Origin of the sequence: Citrobacter sp. Cpo061 (assembly GCF_030332845.1) — a bacterium.
GTDB lineage: Bacteria > Pseudomonadota > Gammaproteobacteria > Enterobacterales > Enterobacteriaceae > Citrobacter > Citrobacter portucalensis.
In genome coordinates this window covers 532,587-549,614 of record NZ_JAOWHB010000050.1, presented here as the reverse complement: position 1 = coordinate 549,614, position 17,028 = coordinate 532,587, and the positions used below count along the sequence as shown (strand labels likewise).

The 17,028-nt window shown below is 52.0% G+C and carries 17 protein-coding genes; 12 read left to right on the top strand and 5 right to left on the bottom strand.

Features of this window, described 5'->3' with window-relative positions; translation table 11 throughout:
- Nucleotides 1-15: 15 nt before the first annotated feature.
- The 3 genes from glsA to cobO all read left to right on the top strand — a co-directional run bounded on the left by glsA (nt 16) and on the right by cobO (nt 3,391).
- On the top strand, nt 16-1,017 hold the full coding sequence (gene glsA, locus OGX97_RS17475) for a glutaminase A (RefSeq protein WP_032942734.1): 1,002 nt from the start codon (nt 16-18) through the stop codon (nt 1,015-1,017).
- A 109-nt stretch (nt 1,018-1,126) separates the two neighbouring features.
- Nucleotides 1,127-2,779 carry a class I fumarate hydratase gene (locus OGX97_RS17470; protein ID WP_279850453.1) on the top strand — a complete coding sequence of 551 codons (1,653 nt, stop codon included), beginning with the start codon at nt 1,127-1,129 and terminating at the stop codon, nt 2,777-2,779.
- 9 nt (nt 2,780-2,788) lie between these two features.
- Entirely contained in the window at nt 2,789-3,391 is a 603-nt protein-coding gene (gene cobO / locus OGX97_RS17465) for a cob(I)yrinic acid a,c-diamide adenosyltransferase (RefSeq protein WP_003022939.1), read from the top strand.
- An 82-nt stretch (nt 3,392-3,473) separates the two neighbouring features.
- Here cobO and OGX97_RS17460 read toward each other — a convergent pair whose 3' ends face one another.
- A complete protein-coding gene (locus OGX97_RS17460; RefSeq protein ID WP_003022936.1) occupies nt 3,474-4,376 on the bottom strand; it encodes a LysR substrate-binding domain-containing protein in 903 nt (300 codons plus the stop codon).
- Nucleotides 4,377-4,781: 405 nt separating this feature from the next.
- On the opposite strand from OGX97_RS17460, the gene cobA reads away from it, so the two are divergent.
- Nucleotides 4,782-5,570, top strand: coding sequence for a uroporphyrinogen-III C-methyltransferase (cobA, locus tag OGX97_RS17455; RefSeq protein WP_003831416.1), 789 nt, complete (start codon nt 4,782-4,784; stop codon nt 5,568-5,570).
- Here cobA and OGX97_RS17450 read toward each other — a convergent pair.
- Complete coding sequence (locus OGX97_RS17450) at nt 5,549-6,442, bottom strand: PocR ligand-binding domain-containing protein (protein ID WP_103015097.1); 894 nt, start codon at nt 6,440-6,442, stop codon at nt 5,549-5,551. The genes cobA and OGX97_RS17450 overlap by 22 nt on opposite strands.
- Before the next feature lie 372 nt (nt 6,443-6,814).
- On the opposite strand from OGX97_RS17450, the gene otnK reads away from it, so the two are divergent.
- From otnK to OGX97_RS17410, 8 genes are read left to right on the top strand one after another with little or no spacing between them, the layout of a single operon-like run.
- A complete protein-coding gene (gene otnK, locus OGX97_RS17445) occupies nt 6,815-8,071 on the top strand; it encodes a 3-oxo-tetronate kinase (protein WP_279850451.1) in 1,257 nt (418 codons plus the stop codon).
- The gene (gene otnC, locus OGX97_RS17440) at nt 8,068-8,712 is read left to right on the top strand and encodes a 3-oxo-tetronate 4-phosphate decarboxylase (protein WP_235124577.1); all 645 of its coding nucleotides are present in this window, start codon (nt 8,068-8,070) and stop codon (nt 8,710-8,712) included. Before otnK ends, otnC begins: the two co-directional genes overlap by 4 nt.
- 6 nt (nt 8,713-8,718) lie before the next feature.
- Nucleotides 8,719-9,528, top strand: a complete 810-nt coding sequence (locus tag OGX97_RS17435) for a DeoR/GlpR family DNA-binding transcription regulator (RefSeq protein ID WP_008784145.1) — start codon at nt 8,719-8,721, stop codon at nt 9,526-9,528.
- Nucleotides 9,509-10,285 (top strand): hydroxypyruvate isomerase family protein, encoded by a 777-nt coding sequence (locus OGX97_RS17430; protein WP_020996542.1) that lies wholly within the window; start codon nt 9,509-9,511, stop codon nt 10,283-10,285. Before OGX97_RS17435 ends, OGX97_RS17430 begins: the two co-directional genes overlap by 20 nt.
- A gap of 28 nt (nt 10,286-10,313) precedes the next feature.
- Nucleotides 10,314-11,126: a 3-keto-5-aminohexanoate cleavage protein gene (locus OGX97_RS17425; protein WP_008784143.1), complete on the top strand. Its 813-nt coding sequence runs from the start codon at nt 10,314-10,316 to the stop codon at nt 11,124-11,126.
- A gap of 21 nt (nt 11,127-11,147) precedes the next feature.
- Nucleotides 11,148-12,494: a bile acid:sodium symporter family protein gene (locus OGX97_RS17420; RefSeq protein WP_153686960.1), complete on the top strand. Its 1,347-nt coding sequence runs from the start codon at nt 11,148-11,150 to the stop codon at nt 12,492-12,494.
- Nucleotides 12,495-12,499: 5 nt separating this feature from the next.
- Nucleotides 12,500-12,919, top strand: coding sequence for a GlcG/HbpS family heme-binding protein (locus OGX97_RS17415; RefSeq protein WP_267445097.1), 420 nt, complete (start codon nt 12,500-12,502; stop codon nt 12,917-12,919).
- On the top strand, nt 12,916-13,569 hold the full coding sequence (locus OGX97_RS17410; protein WP_279850450.1) for an aspartate/glutamate racemase family protein: 654 nt from the start codon (nt 12,916-12,918) through the stop codon (nt 13,567-13,569). The genes OGX97_RS17415 and OGX97_RS17410 overlap by 4 nt, the downstream gene beginning before the upstream one ends.
- Before the next feature lie 96 nt (nt 13,570-13,665).
- On the opposite strand, the gene sucD is transcribed toward OGX97_RS17410, so the two are convergent.
- The 3 genes from sucD to odhB form a co-directional block, all read right to left on the bottom strand.
- Nucleotides 13,666-14,535, bottom strand: a complete 870-nt coding sequence (gene sucD / locus OGX97_RS17405) for a succinate--CoA ligase subunit alpha (RefSeq protein ID WP_003022929.1) — start codon at nt 14,533-14,535, stop codon at nt 13,666-13,668.
- The gene (gene sucC / locus OGX97_RS17400) at nt 14,535-15,701 is read right to left on the bottom strand and encodes an ADP-forming succinate--CoA ligase subunit beta (RefSeq protein ID WP_003022927.1); all 1,167 of its coding nucleotides are present in this window, start codon (nt 15,699-15,701) and stop codon (nt 14,535-14,537) included. The genes sucD and sucC overlap by 1 nt, the downstream gene beginning before the upstream one ends.
- Nucleotides 15,702-15,791: 90 nt before the next feature.
- Nucleotides 15,792-17,015 carry a 2-oxoglutarate dehydrogenase complex dihydrolipoyllysine-residue succinyltransferase gene (odhB, locus tag OGX97_RS17395; protein WP_003022925.1) on the bottom strand — a complete coding sequence of 408 codons (1,224 nt, stop codon included), beginning with the start codon at nt 17,013-17,015 and terminating at the stop codon, nt 15,792-15,794.
- Nucleotides 17,016-17,028 lie beyond the last annotated feature (13 nt).

Here is a 17,028-nt window from a genome sequence, read left to right as displayed (position 1 = left end):
CAACAGGAATGCATAATGAATAAAACAATTCTCGGCGTGAGTCTCTTTTCTTTCAGCGTCTTGTTTAGCGCAACCACATTCGCGCAAACCACGCCCGACTACGCCAAGCTGATAGAACAGGCTCATCAGAAGTACAAAAGTAACAACGATGGAAAAGTCGCCGACTACATCCCTGCTCTGGCGACCTATAGCCCGAAAAATTTTGCCATCACCATTGCGACGGTGGACGGCAAGATCTACCAGGTTGGCGATGTTAACAAACCTTTCCCAATGGAATCCCTGAGTAAAGTGTTCACCATGGCGCTCGCCATGGAGCAGCACGGTCCTCAGGTAGTGCTGGATAAACTTGGCGCCAATGCCACCGGAATGCCATTCAACTCAGGTTTAGCTGTTGAACTGACCAAAGGCGCGCCTGAAAACCCTCTGGTAAACGCCGGGGCCATGAGCACCGTTAGCCTGATCGAAGCCAAAGACAAAACCGATCGTTGGAACAAAATCCTCGACAACCTGAACGTCTGGGCCGATGCCACTCTCACCGTGAACGAACCGGTTTTCAAATCTGAAATGGAAACCAACCAGCACAATCAGGCGCTGGCCAAACTGATGGAATCCTATAACAGCTTCTATGGCAACACTGACGAAGCCGTTGAAATTTATACCCGCCAGTGCTCGGTGGATATCACCGTTGAGCAACTGGCCAAAATGGGTGCCGTGCTCGCGAACAAAGGCAAATCTCCGTTCAACGGTAAACAGTTGCTGAATGAGAAATATGTTCCGCAGGTGCTGGCAGAAATGGCAATCGCCGGGCTTTACGACGGTAGCGGTAAATGGCTGTACACCGTTGGCATCCCGGCGAAAAGCGGCGTCGGCGGCGGCATGGTTGCCGTTGTCCCTGGCGAATATGCGATTGCGGTCTATTCTCCGCCGCTTGATGAAGCCGGAAACAGCGTTCGTGCCCAGAAAACTATCGAATATGTCGCCGAAGCGACAAAAGCCAATGTCTTTTTAGCCAAATAACTTTACGCCGGATGGCGCTTCGCTTATCCGACCTACATCAATGCGTTAATCGTAGGCCGGATAAGCGAAGCGCCATTCGGTAAACAACACGAAGAGGTGAGAAGTAAACATGTATAAACCATTTGTCTGGCAGGAACTCTTTGTTCAGAGTAAGGATAGTACCGAGTATGAATTACTTAGTAACCAGCACGTTACGGTAACGGAGTTAGACGGAGAGGAAGTGATCAAGGTTGCACCGGAAGCGTTAACCTTGTTAGCACAGCAGGCGTTTTATGAGGCTTCATTTTTCCTGCGCGCCGGACATTTAAAACAAATTGCCAGCATTCTGCACGACCCTCAGGCCAGCAGTAACGATAAGTACGTCGCATTGCAGCTGCTGCGCAATGCAGAGGTTTCAGCTAAAGGCGTACTGCCCAACTGCCAGGATACCGGGACGGCAACCATTGTGGCCAGCAAAGGACAACATGTCTGGACCGGCGGCGATGACGCAGAAGCATTAAGCAAAGGCGTGTATTCCACCTTTACCGAAAACAACCTGCGTTACTCGCAAAATGCCCCGCTGGATATGTATACCGAGGTCAATACCCAGACCAACCTGCCCGCACAAATCGATATTAGCGCCACCCCAGGTAACGAATACCGTTTCCTGTTCGTCAATAAAGGTGGTGGCTCAGCTAACAAAGCGGCGCTGTACCAGGAAACCAAATCCATTCTACAGCCGGAAAAACTCACTGCGTTCCTGATCGAAAAAATGAAATCACTGGGTACAGCCGCTTGTCCGCCGTATCACATCGCTTTTGTGGTTGGGGGCTTATCCGCCGACCAGGCGCTGAAAGTCGCCAAACTGGCTTCAACCAAATATTACGATAATCTACCCACCAGCGGGAACGAGCTGGGCCAGGCGTTCCGTGATACGGCGCTGGAAGCCGAGTTGCTCAATGCCAGCCGCGAGTTTGGCATCGGGGCGCAGTTTGGCGGCAAATACTTTGCCCACGATATCCGCGTAATTCGCTTACCGCGCCACGGCGGCTCCTGCCCAATCGCGATGGCCCTCTCCTGCTCTGCCGACCGTAACATTAAGGCCAAAATTAATAAACACGGTATCTGGCTGGAGAAACTCGAGCATAATCCGGGCAAATTCATTCCTGATTCTCACCGGATAGAAAACGGCGCTCAGACCGTACAACTGGATCTGAACCGTCCGCTGCGTGACATCCTGCATGACCTTTCCGCTCTGCCCATTGGTACACGCCTGTCGTTAAGCGGCCCGATTGTTGTCGCTCGCGATATCGCCCACGCGAACATCAAAGCACGACTGGATAACGGCGAACCGATGCCGGAATACATGAAAAAACATATCGTTTACTACGCGGGTCCCGCCAAAACCCCGGAAAATCAGGCTTGTGGCTCAATGGGGCCCACCACCGGCGGGCGCATGGATGGGTATGTCGATGCTTTCCAGGCACAAGGTGGCAGCCTCATTATGCTCACCAAGGGTAACCGCAGCCAGCAGGTCACTGATGCCTGTCACAAACACGGTGGATTTAGCCTCGGCAGCATTGGCGGTGCAGCAGCCCTGCTGGCGCAGCAGTACGTGAAAAGCCTGCAGTGCCTTGAATATCCCGAACTGGGAATGGAAGCCGTATGGATGATGGAAGTTAAAAATATGCCGGCCTTCGTATTAGTGGATGACAAAGGCAATAACTTCTTTAGCCAGTTCGAGCAGCAGCATCGCTGCGCAACTTGTCCGGCAGGGCATTAAGGAGTTTCCATGGAAGCGCGCGCCAATAACGACAGACACCGTCAGCGTCAGCAGAAGCTGAAAGAGCAGGTTGATACCCGCGTAGCGGCGGCAACGGAGAAGAAAGGGATCCTGATTGTCTTCACCGGCAACGGAAAAGGAAAATCCACCGCAGCCTTTGGCACGGCAACGCGCGCAGTGGGTCACGGAAAAACCGTTGGCATCGCGCAGTTTATTAAAGGTCAGTGGGATAATGGCGAGTACAACACCCTGCAACCCCTCGGCGTCGAGTTCCATATTATGGGCACCGGATTTACCTGGGAAACCCAAAATCGGCAAGCAGATATCGAGGCGGCAACGGTTGTCTGGCAGGAAAGTAAGCGCATGCTGGCTGATGCGCATTACGATCTAGTGGTGCTGGATGAACTCACCTACATGCTTGCTTACCACTATCTGGATACCCAGGAGGTTATCAGCGCCATCGAAAATCGCCCTGCCGGTCAGAGCGTTATCGTCACAGGACGCGGATGCCACACACTGTTGCTGGAACTGGCCGATACGGTCAGTGAAATTCGCCCGGTCAAACACGCGTTTGACCGCGGTATTCAGGCACAGATTGGGATCGACTGGTAGCCGTTCTTTTGCCGGATAACGATGCTAACGCGTCTTATCCGGCCTACCCATCGTTGTAGGCCTGATAAGGCGCAAGCCATCCTCAGGCAGCCGATACCACGGACTTACTGAGCAACCAGTTACGGAAAATCTGTAAATGCTCGGATTCCGATTTCTCTTCACGCCACGTCATAATAAATCGATTCCCGGTACGCATTGGAACATCGCAAGGAATGACCATATCACCGCTGTCCAGATCGTGCTGAATGGCAAAACGTGGGAGCAGCGCAACGCCCAGATTAGAGCGGACCGCCGCGATCAGCATCGATAACAAATCAAATCTCGGACCTTTATTCACCAGCGGACTGCTGACATCTGACAGCGCAAACCACTCCTGCCACCCTTTGATGCGCGTGCTTTGGTGCAAGAGCGGAAATTCGTTTAGTAATTCGTTCACCGCCAGTTTTCGTTCCGGTTCGGCCAGCAAACAGCGACTGCAAACCGGCAGAATTTCCTCTTCAAACAGGTACTCAACCCCTGACCATGGCGAATAAAAGTCTTCGCGCATGATTGCCGCGTCATACTCTCGATTGAGAAAATCACCAATATTCGCCAGGGAATGAATGTTCACGATAATATCAGGATTAAGTTTGTTAAATTCACGCAGGTTTGGGATCAGCCAGTGCGTGCTGAACGTCGGATTCACCGCCAGCTCAATAACCTGTACCGTCGGCTGCCAGGTCATTATCGTCGTCGTATCTCGTTCAAGTTTATTTAACGTTTCTTTAACGATACTTAAATAGTGTTTGCCGGCCGCATTTAAGAAAATGCGTTTTTTGGCATGATTAAATAGCGCGGTATTGAGAAAATCCTCCAGTGCATTTACCTGGCGGAAAACAGCACTTTGTGTCAAAGCCAGCTCTTCAGCTGCCCGGGTATAACTTTCGTGACGCGCAACAACTTCAAAAGTTACCAGCAACTCCGTCTTGGGTATTTTTCCTCTCATAACCTCTTCCATATGCAGCGTACAAAAATAGTTTAATTTATAAAAAATAATTCAAGCTACCCAGATAAGCACCGAGAGTTATATTTTATTTCATCCATTAATGTCATTGATCCAATCCATGATTTACTCACACTGATGGCGGATAAATATTAACCAATAATACTCAAGAGCAGCAATAAACACAATTTAAATAAGGTTAAACCTAAGCAAATGGTGCCAATAAGTTCTTAATAATTTTTCAAGTTATCTTGTTTATTGCAGAAAAAACTTTGCGAGATTAATCAATATTATCAGTGCGATAATTTTGGATAATTTCACGTTATAACTTACGGGCAAACGACTGCTTTTTATCATTCCTTGATGTGGTTTCTGCCTTTTTTTGATCGATGTGATAAAGGACACAATGTGAAAACTTTCGGAAAGGTCTGGCTCGTTGGGGCAGGTCCTGGTGATATTTCATTACTTACCCTCAAAGCAATGATGTGCATTAAACAGGCTGATGTCATTATTTACGATCGGCTGGTCAACCCTAAAATTTTGGAATGGGCATTACCTGATTGTCTGCTTATCAATGTCGGCAAAAACCCGGGTTTCCATTGTGTACCGCAGGATGAAATCAATGCACTGCTTGTCCAGTATGCCCAAACGCACAATAATATTGTGCGTCTGAAAGGCGGCGATCCGTATGTTTTTGGACGTGGGGCTGAAGAAGTTGAGGATCTCGTCGAGACGGGCATCCCGTTTGAAGTGGTGCCGGGTATCAGCTCAACCATTGGTGGCCTGACCTATGCCGGGATTCCGGTAACACACCGCGATTTCGCCTCGGGATTTCACGTGGTAACCGGTCATACGCGGGAGGGCAACCAACAGCAGGACTGGCGTCAGCTGGCCAAACTGAATGGTACGCTGGTTATCGTCATGGGTATCGCCAATCTGGCGTTTATCTGTGAGGAATTATTGATGGGTGGAAAATCAGCAGATACGCCTGCAGCGCTAATTATGTCCGCCACCCGCGATAACCAACGCCGACTGACCTGTACGCTCGGTTCACTACTGAGCAAGGCGCAGGAAGCTAACATCCTCCCCCCTGCGCTGATAGTGATTGGTGATGTGGTAACCCTGAGCGATCGGCTCTCTTTTATCCCTGAAGCCATTACGCTGCCAGAAAACCTTTACTGCGACAGTCTGGCATGACGAAAAGACTGGGGCGACGTTTGATGCGCCGCCCGGAAAACGCGGCAAAAGTAACTGGTTTGTGCGTATTGGAGTTTCCGGGCAATGCTGTCTATTGAATGAACGGGATCGTGCAATAACTCCCCCGCTTTTTGCATTTTTTTCTGATTCACCCAGGTTTTAAAGTTAACGCCCTGCCGTTTCTTAAAAAAACGGCTGAAATAGTTTGCGCTTAAGCAAACGTGAGCTGCTACGGATTCCAGTGATAATTCACTATATAAATTCTCATCAATATAACGCAACGCTGCCAGAAGCTTTTTCTCGTGTCGGGAAGGCTCTGTAAAATAATGACGCATGTAACTGGTCGGCGGGATAACAAACTCATCAGGTTGTTGCTGTTCTGTCTCAAAATTATCAACAATAAAATTTAATAAATTAGCTGATGCCACCAGCGTATTATTATCGACTACCGCCACCTGACTCCATTCAGCTTTTATTTTTGGTTCATCCATCCATGAGCATTCATTATCAATAACGATAGTTTTATATTCCTGATATTTTGCCCGCACCTGCCCACAGAGCATAAAACCGTACAGATGCCCCTCGCGAATTAATGGCATAGAAAACAGACTTAGCCCTGCGTGGCAGCTGAGTATTCTGGGTTTAAGGTGTTTTAATCCTTCAAAAGCACAATATTTTTCACACTTTTGGCAACTCGTACAATATCGTTCATCCGCCCGCATTAATGTGCAGAACGAATTAAAGTTATGGCAATCCGAGAGAGTTTTTCCGTTAACATCAACCACAACCGTGGCTAATCCAGTCGCACTGGAGAATACTTTTGCTATCGAGAAAAAACGTTGTAGATAATCATCCTGGATTTTCAACGACACGGTATCCTCCGGCATTAATGAAATTAAAGCCGGTAATATGCAGAAATTAATCAAGAGAAAGAATGATGCTCACCGCAAAAAATAATCTCATTTATGCAGATGATTATGATCAATTGGCAAGAGAGTTAAAGCGACCTCGATAATACTCCGCTGCATACTACTGACTTCGCTTTCTCAAAGATTAACGAATCTTCACACTCTCTTGTGAGACTCTTTCCGCAACACCAAACATCTTTATCCATTATTTTCAATAGATTACTCATTTTTACTGTGAATCAATGATGTGCTTATTTGTGATAATCATCATGTGAATGTGAAAGTCCCTCCTGAATAATATGTTCAATTAGCAAACAATCTGAACGGAGTTGATCCATGGCCGTCACCACAGGCGTTATCGCCGACGATTTCACCGGCGCAACGGACATTGCAAGCTTTATGGCGCAGCAGGGGTGGCGCGTTGCGCTACTGCCCGGAATGCCTGATACCACTCAATGCTGGAATGAAGAGGTCGAAGCTATCGTCATCTCGCTGAAAAGCCGCTCATTACCCGCAGAACAGGCCATCGCACAATCTCTGTCCTGTGCCCGCTGGCTGAAACAAAAGGCAGGTGTCCGCCAGATCTATTTTAAATATTGTTCGACGTTCGACTCCACGCCAACAGGCAATATTGGACCGGTCAGCGATGCGTTGATGAACGAGCTGCATACACCCGTGATCGTCCACTGCCCCGCCCTGCCGCAAAACGGGCGCACGGTGGTGCATGGCCATCTTTTTGTAAACGGCGTACTGCTTAACGAATCCGGGATGGAAAAGCATCCGCTTAATCCTATGACCGATGCCAGCCTGCCACGCCTGCTGAGCGCGCAAACGCCAGGCAAGGTTGGTTGCATCAACCTCACGACGCTGCGTCAAGGTGTGGAAGCGGTCACTGACGCTCTGGCCCAACTTCAGGCTGAAGGTACGCGTCACGTTATCGTCGATACGCTGGATGAAGCAGATCTCACCACGCTGGCGCAGGCACTCCATGCCAGCCCTCTGTTAGCCGGGGGCTCCGGGCTCGGTGGCGCACTGGCCGCCTGCACCGGAACTCAGCAAACCATGCCGCCGGACGCTTTTCCACTACCCGCTAAAACGGTGATGTTCTCCGGTAGCTGTTCTGCAATGAGTAATCGTCAGGTCAATCGCTATAAGGCCGCAGCAGCCTCTCGTGTACTCGACGTGGCCCGCTGCCTGTCTGATACAGAACGCTACACTGATGAACTGTGTGCCTGGGCGATGACGCATATCAACGACCCATTCGCGCCGATGATATACGCCACCCAGCCGCCAGACGTACTCCAACGCATTCAACAAGAGTACGGCGAACAGACTGCCAGCCAGGCGATCGAACACGCTTTTTCCCGACTGAGCGCAAAGCTACAAGTTGCAGGTGTAAACACCTTTATCGTCGCAGGCGGAGAAACATCCGGCACCGTGGTAGAGGCACTGCAGGTGAAGCGTCTGTCCGTTGGCAAAGCCATTGCGCCTGGCGTGCCGTGGGTATTTTCCTCCGGTCTGGCGCTGGCGCTGAAGTCAGGCAACTTTGGTGACGAAGATTTCTTTTTTACAGCCCAGGAGTACGCATTATGAATCCGGTGAGTGAACACCAACTGCGCGAACTACTCGTCCACTATGGCCGTTCCTTGTTTATGCGTGGTTACAGCAGCGGCGGCTCCGGCAACCTCAGCGTCAAATTGCCGGATGGCGGCTATCTGGTGACCCCGACCAACTCCTGCCTGGGTGAGCTTGATCCTGCCACGCTAAGTAGGCTGGATGCCAACGGCGTGCATCTTAGCGGCGACAAACCGTCAAAAGAGGTACCCATGCATCTGGCGTGGTATCGGCATCGGCCATCCTGCGGCGCGGTTGTGCACCTGCATTCTCCATGGCTGACCGCGCTCTCCTGTCTGCCTTGCTCCACACCAGAAAACTGTCTACCGCCACTAACGCCATACTATGTGATGCGCGTCGGACAGCTACCGCTGCTGCCTTATTTCAAGCCCGGCCATGAAGGCATTGCCAGCGCACTGAGTAAAATCGCGGCAGATCATACGGCTGCGTTGCTGGCCAATCACGGGCCGGTAGTAAGCGGTCGCTCGCTGCGTGAGGCGGTGTTTAACGCCGAGGAACTGGAAGACAGCGCCCGCATCTGGCTGACATTAAAACCGCTCGGCTATGTTCCGCTCTCAGAAGAGGCGGTGGCCGAACTTGAACATTCCCGGCAAGCGTGAGGTGACATGATGATCCCCGAGCAACGACGTGATTTTATCTACCGCTATGTGCACGAAAAGAATGCCGCCTCATTTAATGAACTGGCAGATCTGATGAGCGTGTCGCATATGACCGTGCGTCGCGACATTCAGTTGCTGGAAGAAGAAGGCAAAGTTATTGCCATTAACGGCGGCGTAAAGCTCAATAACCTGCTGAAATCCGAACTGCCGTGGCGGGAAAAAGCCGAGTTGAATCATGACGTGAAGCGTAAGATGGGCCAGCTCGCCGCAATGCTCATTGAGCCCGGACAAACGCTGTATCTGGATGCCGGAACGTCGTTGTTTGAAGTGGCGAAAGCGGTGGCCGCCAGCCACTGTTTCAATCTGACGGTAGTCACCAACGATTTTTCCATCAGCCACTATCTGATGGATATGCCACACATTACGCTCTATCACACCGGCGGTCTGGTGGATCAGCGTAACCGCTCATGTCTTGGCAAAAGCGCCGCCAGTTTTCTGCGCACCATTAATATTGATGTGGCGTTTCTCAGTTCATCGTCGTGGGATACCGAGCGCGGCATGTCGACGCCGAGTGAAGGGAAAGCCTCGGTCAAAGAAGCGGTGCTTACCGTCTCCCGGCGTCGGGTGCTGGTCTGTGACAGCAGTAAATTTGGCAAATACGGCATGTTCCACATCTGTGGGCTGGAGCAGTTAACCGACATTATTTCTGATAACCGGTTACCGGAAAATGCGCAGCAGACTATTGTCAGCCAGGGCGTTAAGCTGCATCTGGTTGATGGCCGGGAGGGTGCACGCCATGCTGAAGTTAGCGGCTAACCTCGACTGGTTATTTACTGATTTACCGATAGCGGGTCGATTTCAGGCGGCAAAAGCAGCCGGTTTTCGCGGCGTAGAAGGGCTGTTTCTCTGGCAGCACCCGCTGGAGCATTTGCGGGCCGCTCAGCGGGAAACATCTCTGCCGGTGGTGCTGATGAACGCCCCGGCTGGCAACTGGGCACAGGGTGAACGGGGACTCGCTGCATTGCCCGGTCGAGACCAGGAATTTCATCACAGCCTGAACGTGGCGCGAGATTACGCCACGGCGCTGGGCTGTCGCCGGGTTCACGTTATGTCCGGCTTGCGCTGCAATGACCTGACGCTGCACGCCCAGCGCGACCTCCTGACGAATCGACTGCGCATCGCCTGCGATGTGATGGCAGACGCGGAAATCGATGTACTGATTGAACCATTAAATTCGCAGGATATGCCCGGTTATTTTATTGACAGTTTCCCGCTGGCTGAATCTATCATTCACGAGGTTGGTAAGAAGAATATCGGCTTACAGTTTGATATTTACCACTGTCAGAAAACTCATGGCAACGTGGCGAAAAATATCGAACGCTATTTTACCCTTATTAAACATTTTCAAATCGCTTCTGTTCCTTATCGCCATGAACCAGGAACCGGGGAGTTAAATGAAGCATGGCTATTTAATTTTATAAGAAAAATGAATTACCAGGACTGGATTGGCTGTGAATATCAACCGTCAACATCAGGGCCGGAATCATTACGCTGGATAACGCCTTACCTATAATTTTAATATCTCTGTACCGGAGGAAAAAATGTCGGATACTGTTATTATTTCGCTGGCACCCGTTGCCGCGGATTGCCCCAGAGTTATACCCGAAGAACTGGCGCAGGAAATACTCGCCAGCGTAGAACATGGCGCGTCCATCGTCCATTTACACGTTCGCGATAAACAGGGACGCCTGACGCCAGATACTACCGACTTTCAGGCAACAATTGACCGCGTTATGCGCCATTCAAACCTGATTATTCAGGCTTCTACCGGCGGCGTCTCTTCGATGTCCATCGCCGAGCGCTGCGCGCCACTGGCCTGCCCCGGCGTGGAGATGGCCTCGCTGAACGTCGGTTCCGTTAACCTCGGTGATGCGGTGTATTTTAATCCCGGTCCGGACGTGGAATATTGTTCACGGCAAATAACTGAACGCAATATTATTCCAGAGTTTGAAGTTTTTGAAATCGGCATGATTAATAACATCCTGAACCTTGAAGATAAAATAAAATTTCAAAAACCTATGCTCTTTAATATTGTTCTCGGTCACCGCGGCAGTACGCCTGCAACCGTTGATGCATTAATTGCTCTGCGTAGTATGATCCCACGCGACGCCTTATGGGGAATTACTCATTTTGGCAGAAGGAATTTCGATATTATCGCTGCCGCGGTCGCTATGGGTGCCAGTGAAGTGCGAATCGGCTATGAAGATAGTTATTATTTAAGCGCCGAAGAAAAAGCTCAGCATAATTATCAGCAGGTAGCCAAACTCGCTACGCTCATTCGCAGTATGGATAAAAAAGTTGCTACGCCGGAAATTGCGCGGCGCATGTTATCTATTCCACCCCGGCAGCAATAACAACAGCAAGGACATTTCAACATGACTATGACCACTGTTATTCACAAAACCGGACTCGGCGTCAGCGTTGCGGGCGTGGCGCTGGCGATTATCGGCGCGCTCATCCAGTCCACGGCGCTGTGGCAGCCGGGGCTGGTGATGTTCACCGTCGGATTCGCCGCCGGTGCAGGCTACTGGCCTGGTTTACGCAGCTATCAGTTTACGTTGTGGATCATCGCCGGTTTTGTTGCCGCCATGACCTGGTCTACGGATCTGATCGTCTGGGGCGGTTTCAATATCACCCATAAATGGATCGTGTTCCTTGTGATTCAGGCCACCATGTTCAGCATGGGCACCAAGCTAACGATCCAGGATTTTATTGATGTCGCCAAAATGCCGTGGGCAGTTTTTATCGGTACCTTCTGCCATTTCGTGATCATGCCCCTGCTCGGCCTGAGCATTACCCTGATCTTTGATTTTCCGCCTGAAGTGGCGGTGGGCATTTTGTTGATTGGCGCTTGCCCCAGCGGTCTCTCGTCGACGGTGATGGTTTACATCGCCAACGCCAACCTCGCGCTGGCGGTATCAATCGCCGCAGTCTCAACGCTGGCGGCAACGGTAATGACGCCGCTGTGGGTTAATCTGCTGGCGGGTTCAATGATTGATATCCAGCTCACCGCGATGGTGATGGACGTGGTGAAAATCGTATTAATTCCCATCGGCGCGGCAATTCTGCATGACTATCTGAAAACCTATGCAGGCGTGCGCGGACGCCGTGTTGTCCAGATGTTGGCCGGGATCGGCGCAATTTGGCTGCTGTATATGATTGCCGGCGGCTGGGACGCGCTGTTTGGTCATGCCAGCGCCGAAGCGCAGATGTACGCGGTGGTCCTCAACTTCGTAGCAGGCGGCCTCGTTTGGGCATTGTTCTACAACTGGCTGTATGGCCGCGTGGCGGGCGTGAAGAAGGTCATGCCAACCATCTCAATGATGGGGATCATTTTCTTTACCACCACCGCCGCCGCAGCCGGGCGCGACAACCTGGTGCAGGTCGGTTTCCTGCTCTGCTTCGCCATGTTGATGCATAACCTCGGCGGCTTCCTGATTGGTTATCTGATGAGCCGCTGGATCTTCCGCATGGACGTGCAGTCTGCCCGTACCGTGGCCTTTGAAGTCGGCCTGCAAAACGGCGGTATGGCGTCAGGGCTTGCCGCCGCGATGGGCAAACTGGCAACGGTTGGACTCGCATCAGCGGTGATGACACCGCTGGGTAACGTTAGCGGCTCGCTGCTCGCCAACTACTGGCGCAAAAAAGACGCCAGACAGGCGCAGGTAGCAGCAGCCAAAGATCCCGTTCAACCTGCTTGCGAAAATCTGTCGAAAGGATAATCACGATGACAACTCTCACTCTGGGACAGGCCCTGCGCGCCGTAACCTGTGCGCTCGAACTCGCCGAAACACGTTATGCAAATCGCCCGTTAAGCGTGGCCGTATGCGATGCCAATGGAGAACTGCTCAGCTTTGCGCGGATGGATAACGCCAAACTGTTAACCATCGAGTTAACCCAGCGTAAAGCGCGCACCAGCAGCCGCCTGGGCTGCACCACGCAGGCATTTTTACAGCGTCTGCAAAAAGAGCAACTGGATATTAGCTATTTTGCCGATCCGCGTTTTACGGCGCTGCCGGGCGGGATCCCGATTCTGCACCAGGGGAAATGCCTTGGAGCCGTCGCGGTGGGCGGTTTATCCGCGCAGGAAGATCATGATGCGGCGCTGTCCGTCGCGGAAACGTTACTTAAGGAGATTGCCCAATGAAAAAGGTCGCCATGCTGCATACCAGTGCAGCCACGCTTGCGATAATGCAACAGCTGATCGCCGACATCATGCCGGAGGTCGAAGTGATGCACCTGGTTGAAGAATCTATGATTAAACAGGTGATGAAAGCCGGAGGCGTATCGCCAAATATTGCCGCCCGCATCGCCGACTATGTGCATATTGCTGAAAAGGCGGACTGCGATATCTTTATTACCGCCTGCTCTTCAATTGGTACTGCGGTGGAGCAATGCCAGTTTATGACCCCACTCCAGCTCGCGCGCATTGACTGCGCGATGGTGGAAGAGGCGATTGAAAAAGGCGAACGGATCGCCGTGTTAGCAACCGTGGCAACCACGCTGAAGCCAACGCTGGATTACGTCCAGCGTAAAGTTCAGCAAAGCGGTAAATCACGAACCATTACGCCTGTATTAATGGAGGATGCATTCCACGCGCTGCTGGCGGGAGATATGGATACCCATGACTGTATCGTCAGTGAAGGGTTACAGAGCGCCTTTACCCAGGCGGATGTCGTGATGCTGGCGCAGGCTTCGATGGCGCGCGTTTTACAACAGCTCCCTTCCCCGCCGGTGCCGGTAATGACCTCACCGGAAAGTGGAATTCGCTGGTTGAAAACGCTGGCTGAACGCTAAATTCCCGGCAAAAAAAGGCCATCATCAGATGGCCAACCATGTCGAAACGGGACCAGCCCTTGACTATGCAGAGAGTCAGGGCTGTTTTTTTATTTCTTACTTAATAACGGTTTTCAGCGCTTCGCCGATATCGGCCAGGCTACGAACAGTTTTCACGCCTGCAGCTTCCAGCGCAGCGAATTTCTCATCCGCTGTACCTTTCCCACCCGCGATGATCGCACCCGCGTGACCCATACGCTTACCTTTCGGCGCAGTCACGCCCGCGATGTAACCTACAACTGGCTTGGTTACATGATCTTTGATGTAAGCAGCCGCTTCTTCTTCCGCGCTACCGCCGATCTCACCGATCATGACGATCGCTTCAGTCTGCGGATCTTCCTGGAACAGCTTCAGGATGTCGATGAAGTTAGAGCCAGGGATCGGGTCGCCACCGATACCCACACAGGTAGACTGGCCGAAACCATAGTCGGTGGTCTGCTTAACCGCTTCATAGGTCAGGGTACCTGAACGGGAAACGATACCCACTTTACCCGGCTTGTGAATGTGGCCCGGCATGATACCGATTTTACATTCACCCGGAGTGATAACGCCTGGGCAGTTCGGGCCGATCATGCGTACGCCAGCTTCATCCAGCTTCACTTTCACGGTCAGCATATCCAGCGTTGGGATACCTTCGGTGATGGTGATGATAAGCTTGATGCCTGCATCGATTGCTTCCAGAATGGAATCTTTGCAGAACGGTGCCGGAACATAGATAACGGTGGCGGTTGCGCCGGTCGCTTCTACCGCTTCACGTACGGTGTTGAACACTGGCAGACCCAGATGCGTGGTGCCGCCTTTGCCCGGCGTAACGCCACCGACCATTTGCGTACCGTAAGCGATCGCTTGTTCGGAGTGGAATGTCCCCTGGCTACCGGTGAAGCCCTGGCAGATAACCTTGGTATCTTTATTAATTAAAACTGACATTATTTCCCCTCCACTGCGGCAACAACCTGCTGAGCTGCATCCGTCAGACTTTTCGCTGCAATAATATTCAGGCCGCTATCAGCCAGTTTTTTCGCGCCGAGTTCAGCGTTGTTACCTTCCAGACGTACCACAACCGGAACGTTTACACCTACTTCTGCTACCGCGCCGATGATACCGTCAGCGATCAGGTCGCAACGTACGATACCGCCGAAGATGTTAACCAGTACGGCTTTAACATTGTCATCAGAGAGGATAATTTTGAACGCTTCGGTTACACGCTCTTTAGTCGCACCGCCGCCAACGTCGAGGAAGTTAGCCGGTTCGCCGCCGTGCAGCTTAACGATGTCCATGGTGCCCATTGCCAGGCCCGCACCGTTAACCATACAACCGATGTTGCCGTCCAGTGCGACGTAGTTCAGTTCCCACTGTGCAGCCTGCGCTTCACGCGGATCTTCCTGAGACTGGTCGCGCATTTCGCGCAGGTCAGCCTGGCGGAACAGTGCGTTGCCGTCAGCGCCCAGTTTGCCGTCGAGGCAGATCAAGTCGCCCTGCTTGGTCACCACCAGCGGGTTGATTTCGATCAGCGCCAGATCGCGTTCCAGGAAGATAGTCGCCAGACCCATGAAGATCTTGGTGAACTGCTGAACCTGTTTACCTTCCAGACCCAGTTTGAACGCCAGCTCACGACCCTGGTAAGGCATCGGGCCTGCCAGCGGATCGAGCGCCACTTTGTGAATCAGGTGCGGGGTTTCTTCCGCTACTTTTTCGATTTCCACGCCGCCTTCGGTAGAGGCCATGAAGACCACGCGACGGGAACTACGGTCAACAACTGCGCCGAGGTAAAGTTCTTTACCAATGTCGGTCGCGGCTTCAACCAGAATCTGATTTACCGGTTGGCCATGAGCATCTGTCTGGTAAGTGACCAGACGTTTACCCAGCCAGTGTTCAGCAAAAGCGCGAATGTCTTCTTTGCTGTTTACCACCTTCACACCGCCCGCTTTACCACGGCCACCAGCGTGAACCTGACATTTCACTACCCACGGGCCAGCGCCGATTTTAGATGCAGCTTCTTCGGCTTCGCGCGGAGTAGTACAGGCATAACCCACCGGTGCCGGTAAGCCATAGCGGGCAAAAAGTTGTTTTGCCTGATATTCATGTAAGTTCATGTGTTCTGTCCATCCTTCAGGTAATCGTTATCTTTTACCCGTAGGTCTGATAAGCGTCCAGACCTACGGGGCAGGTGATACTCTTATTAACTACACGTCCAGCAGCAGACGCGTTGGATCTTCCAGCAACTCTTTAATGGTTACCAGGAAGCCTACTGACTCACGACCATCGATCAGACGGTGGTCATAAGACAGCGCCAGATACATCATCGGCAGGATTTCAACCTTGCCGTCTACCGCCATCGGACGATCTTTGATGGCATGCATACCCAGGATGGCGCTCTGCGGTGGGTTGATGATCGGCGTGGACATCAGGGAACCGAACACACCACCGTTAGTGATGGTGAAGTTACCACCCGTCAGATCTTCGACCGTCAACTTGCCGTCGCGACCTTTAACTGCCAGTTCTTTAATATTCTTCTCAATGTCAGCCATACCCAGCAGATCCACATCACGCAGGACCGGCGTGACCAGGCCACGCGGCGTGGAGACCGCCATGCTGACATCAAAGTAGTTGTGGTAAACCACGTCATCGCCGTCGATGGACGCGTTCACTTCCGGATAGCGTTTCAGCGCTTCAACAACCGCTTTCACGTAGAAAGACATAAAGCCCAGACGGATACCGTGGCGTTTCTCGAACGCATCACCGTATTGCTTACGCAGGTCCATGATTGGCTTCATGTTGACTTCGTTGAACGTGGTCAGCATGGCGGTAGAATTTTTCGCTTCCAGCAGACGCTCGGCTACGCGTTTGCGCAGACGGGTCATCGGAACACGTTTTTCGCCACGCGCGCCCAGTTGAGCCTGCGGTGCAGGTGCTGCAGCCGGCGCTTTTGCTTCGGCTTTCGCAGCCGGAGCTTTCGCCAGATGTTTTTCAACATCTTCACGGGTGATACGACCGCCGACACCGGTGCCGTTGATAGCGCTGGCTTCGAGGTTATGCTCACCCAGCAGACGACGGATCGCCGGGCTCAGGGCATCGTTGTTCTGCTCAGCAAGAGACGCCTGCTGGCGCTGTGCCGGAGTAGAATCTTTCTCTTCAGACTTAGCACTGGTTTCTTTACCGGTGCTGTTGCCTTCACGCAGGCGACCGAGGATCTGGCGAGAAGTGACGGTTGTCCCTTCATCTTCCAGAACCGCATCAAGAATACCGTCCGCTGATGCCGGTACTTCCAGTACCACTTTGTCAGTTTCGATTTCTACCAGTACTTCATCACGACGTACTGCATCGCCCGGTTTTTTGTGCCAGGTTGCAACCGTTGCATCCGCTACGGATTCAGGCAGGTCGGGAACAAGAATATCTACGCTACTCATTATTTATCCTTTA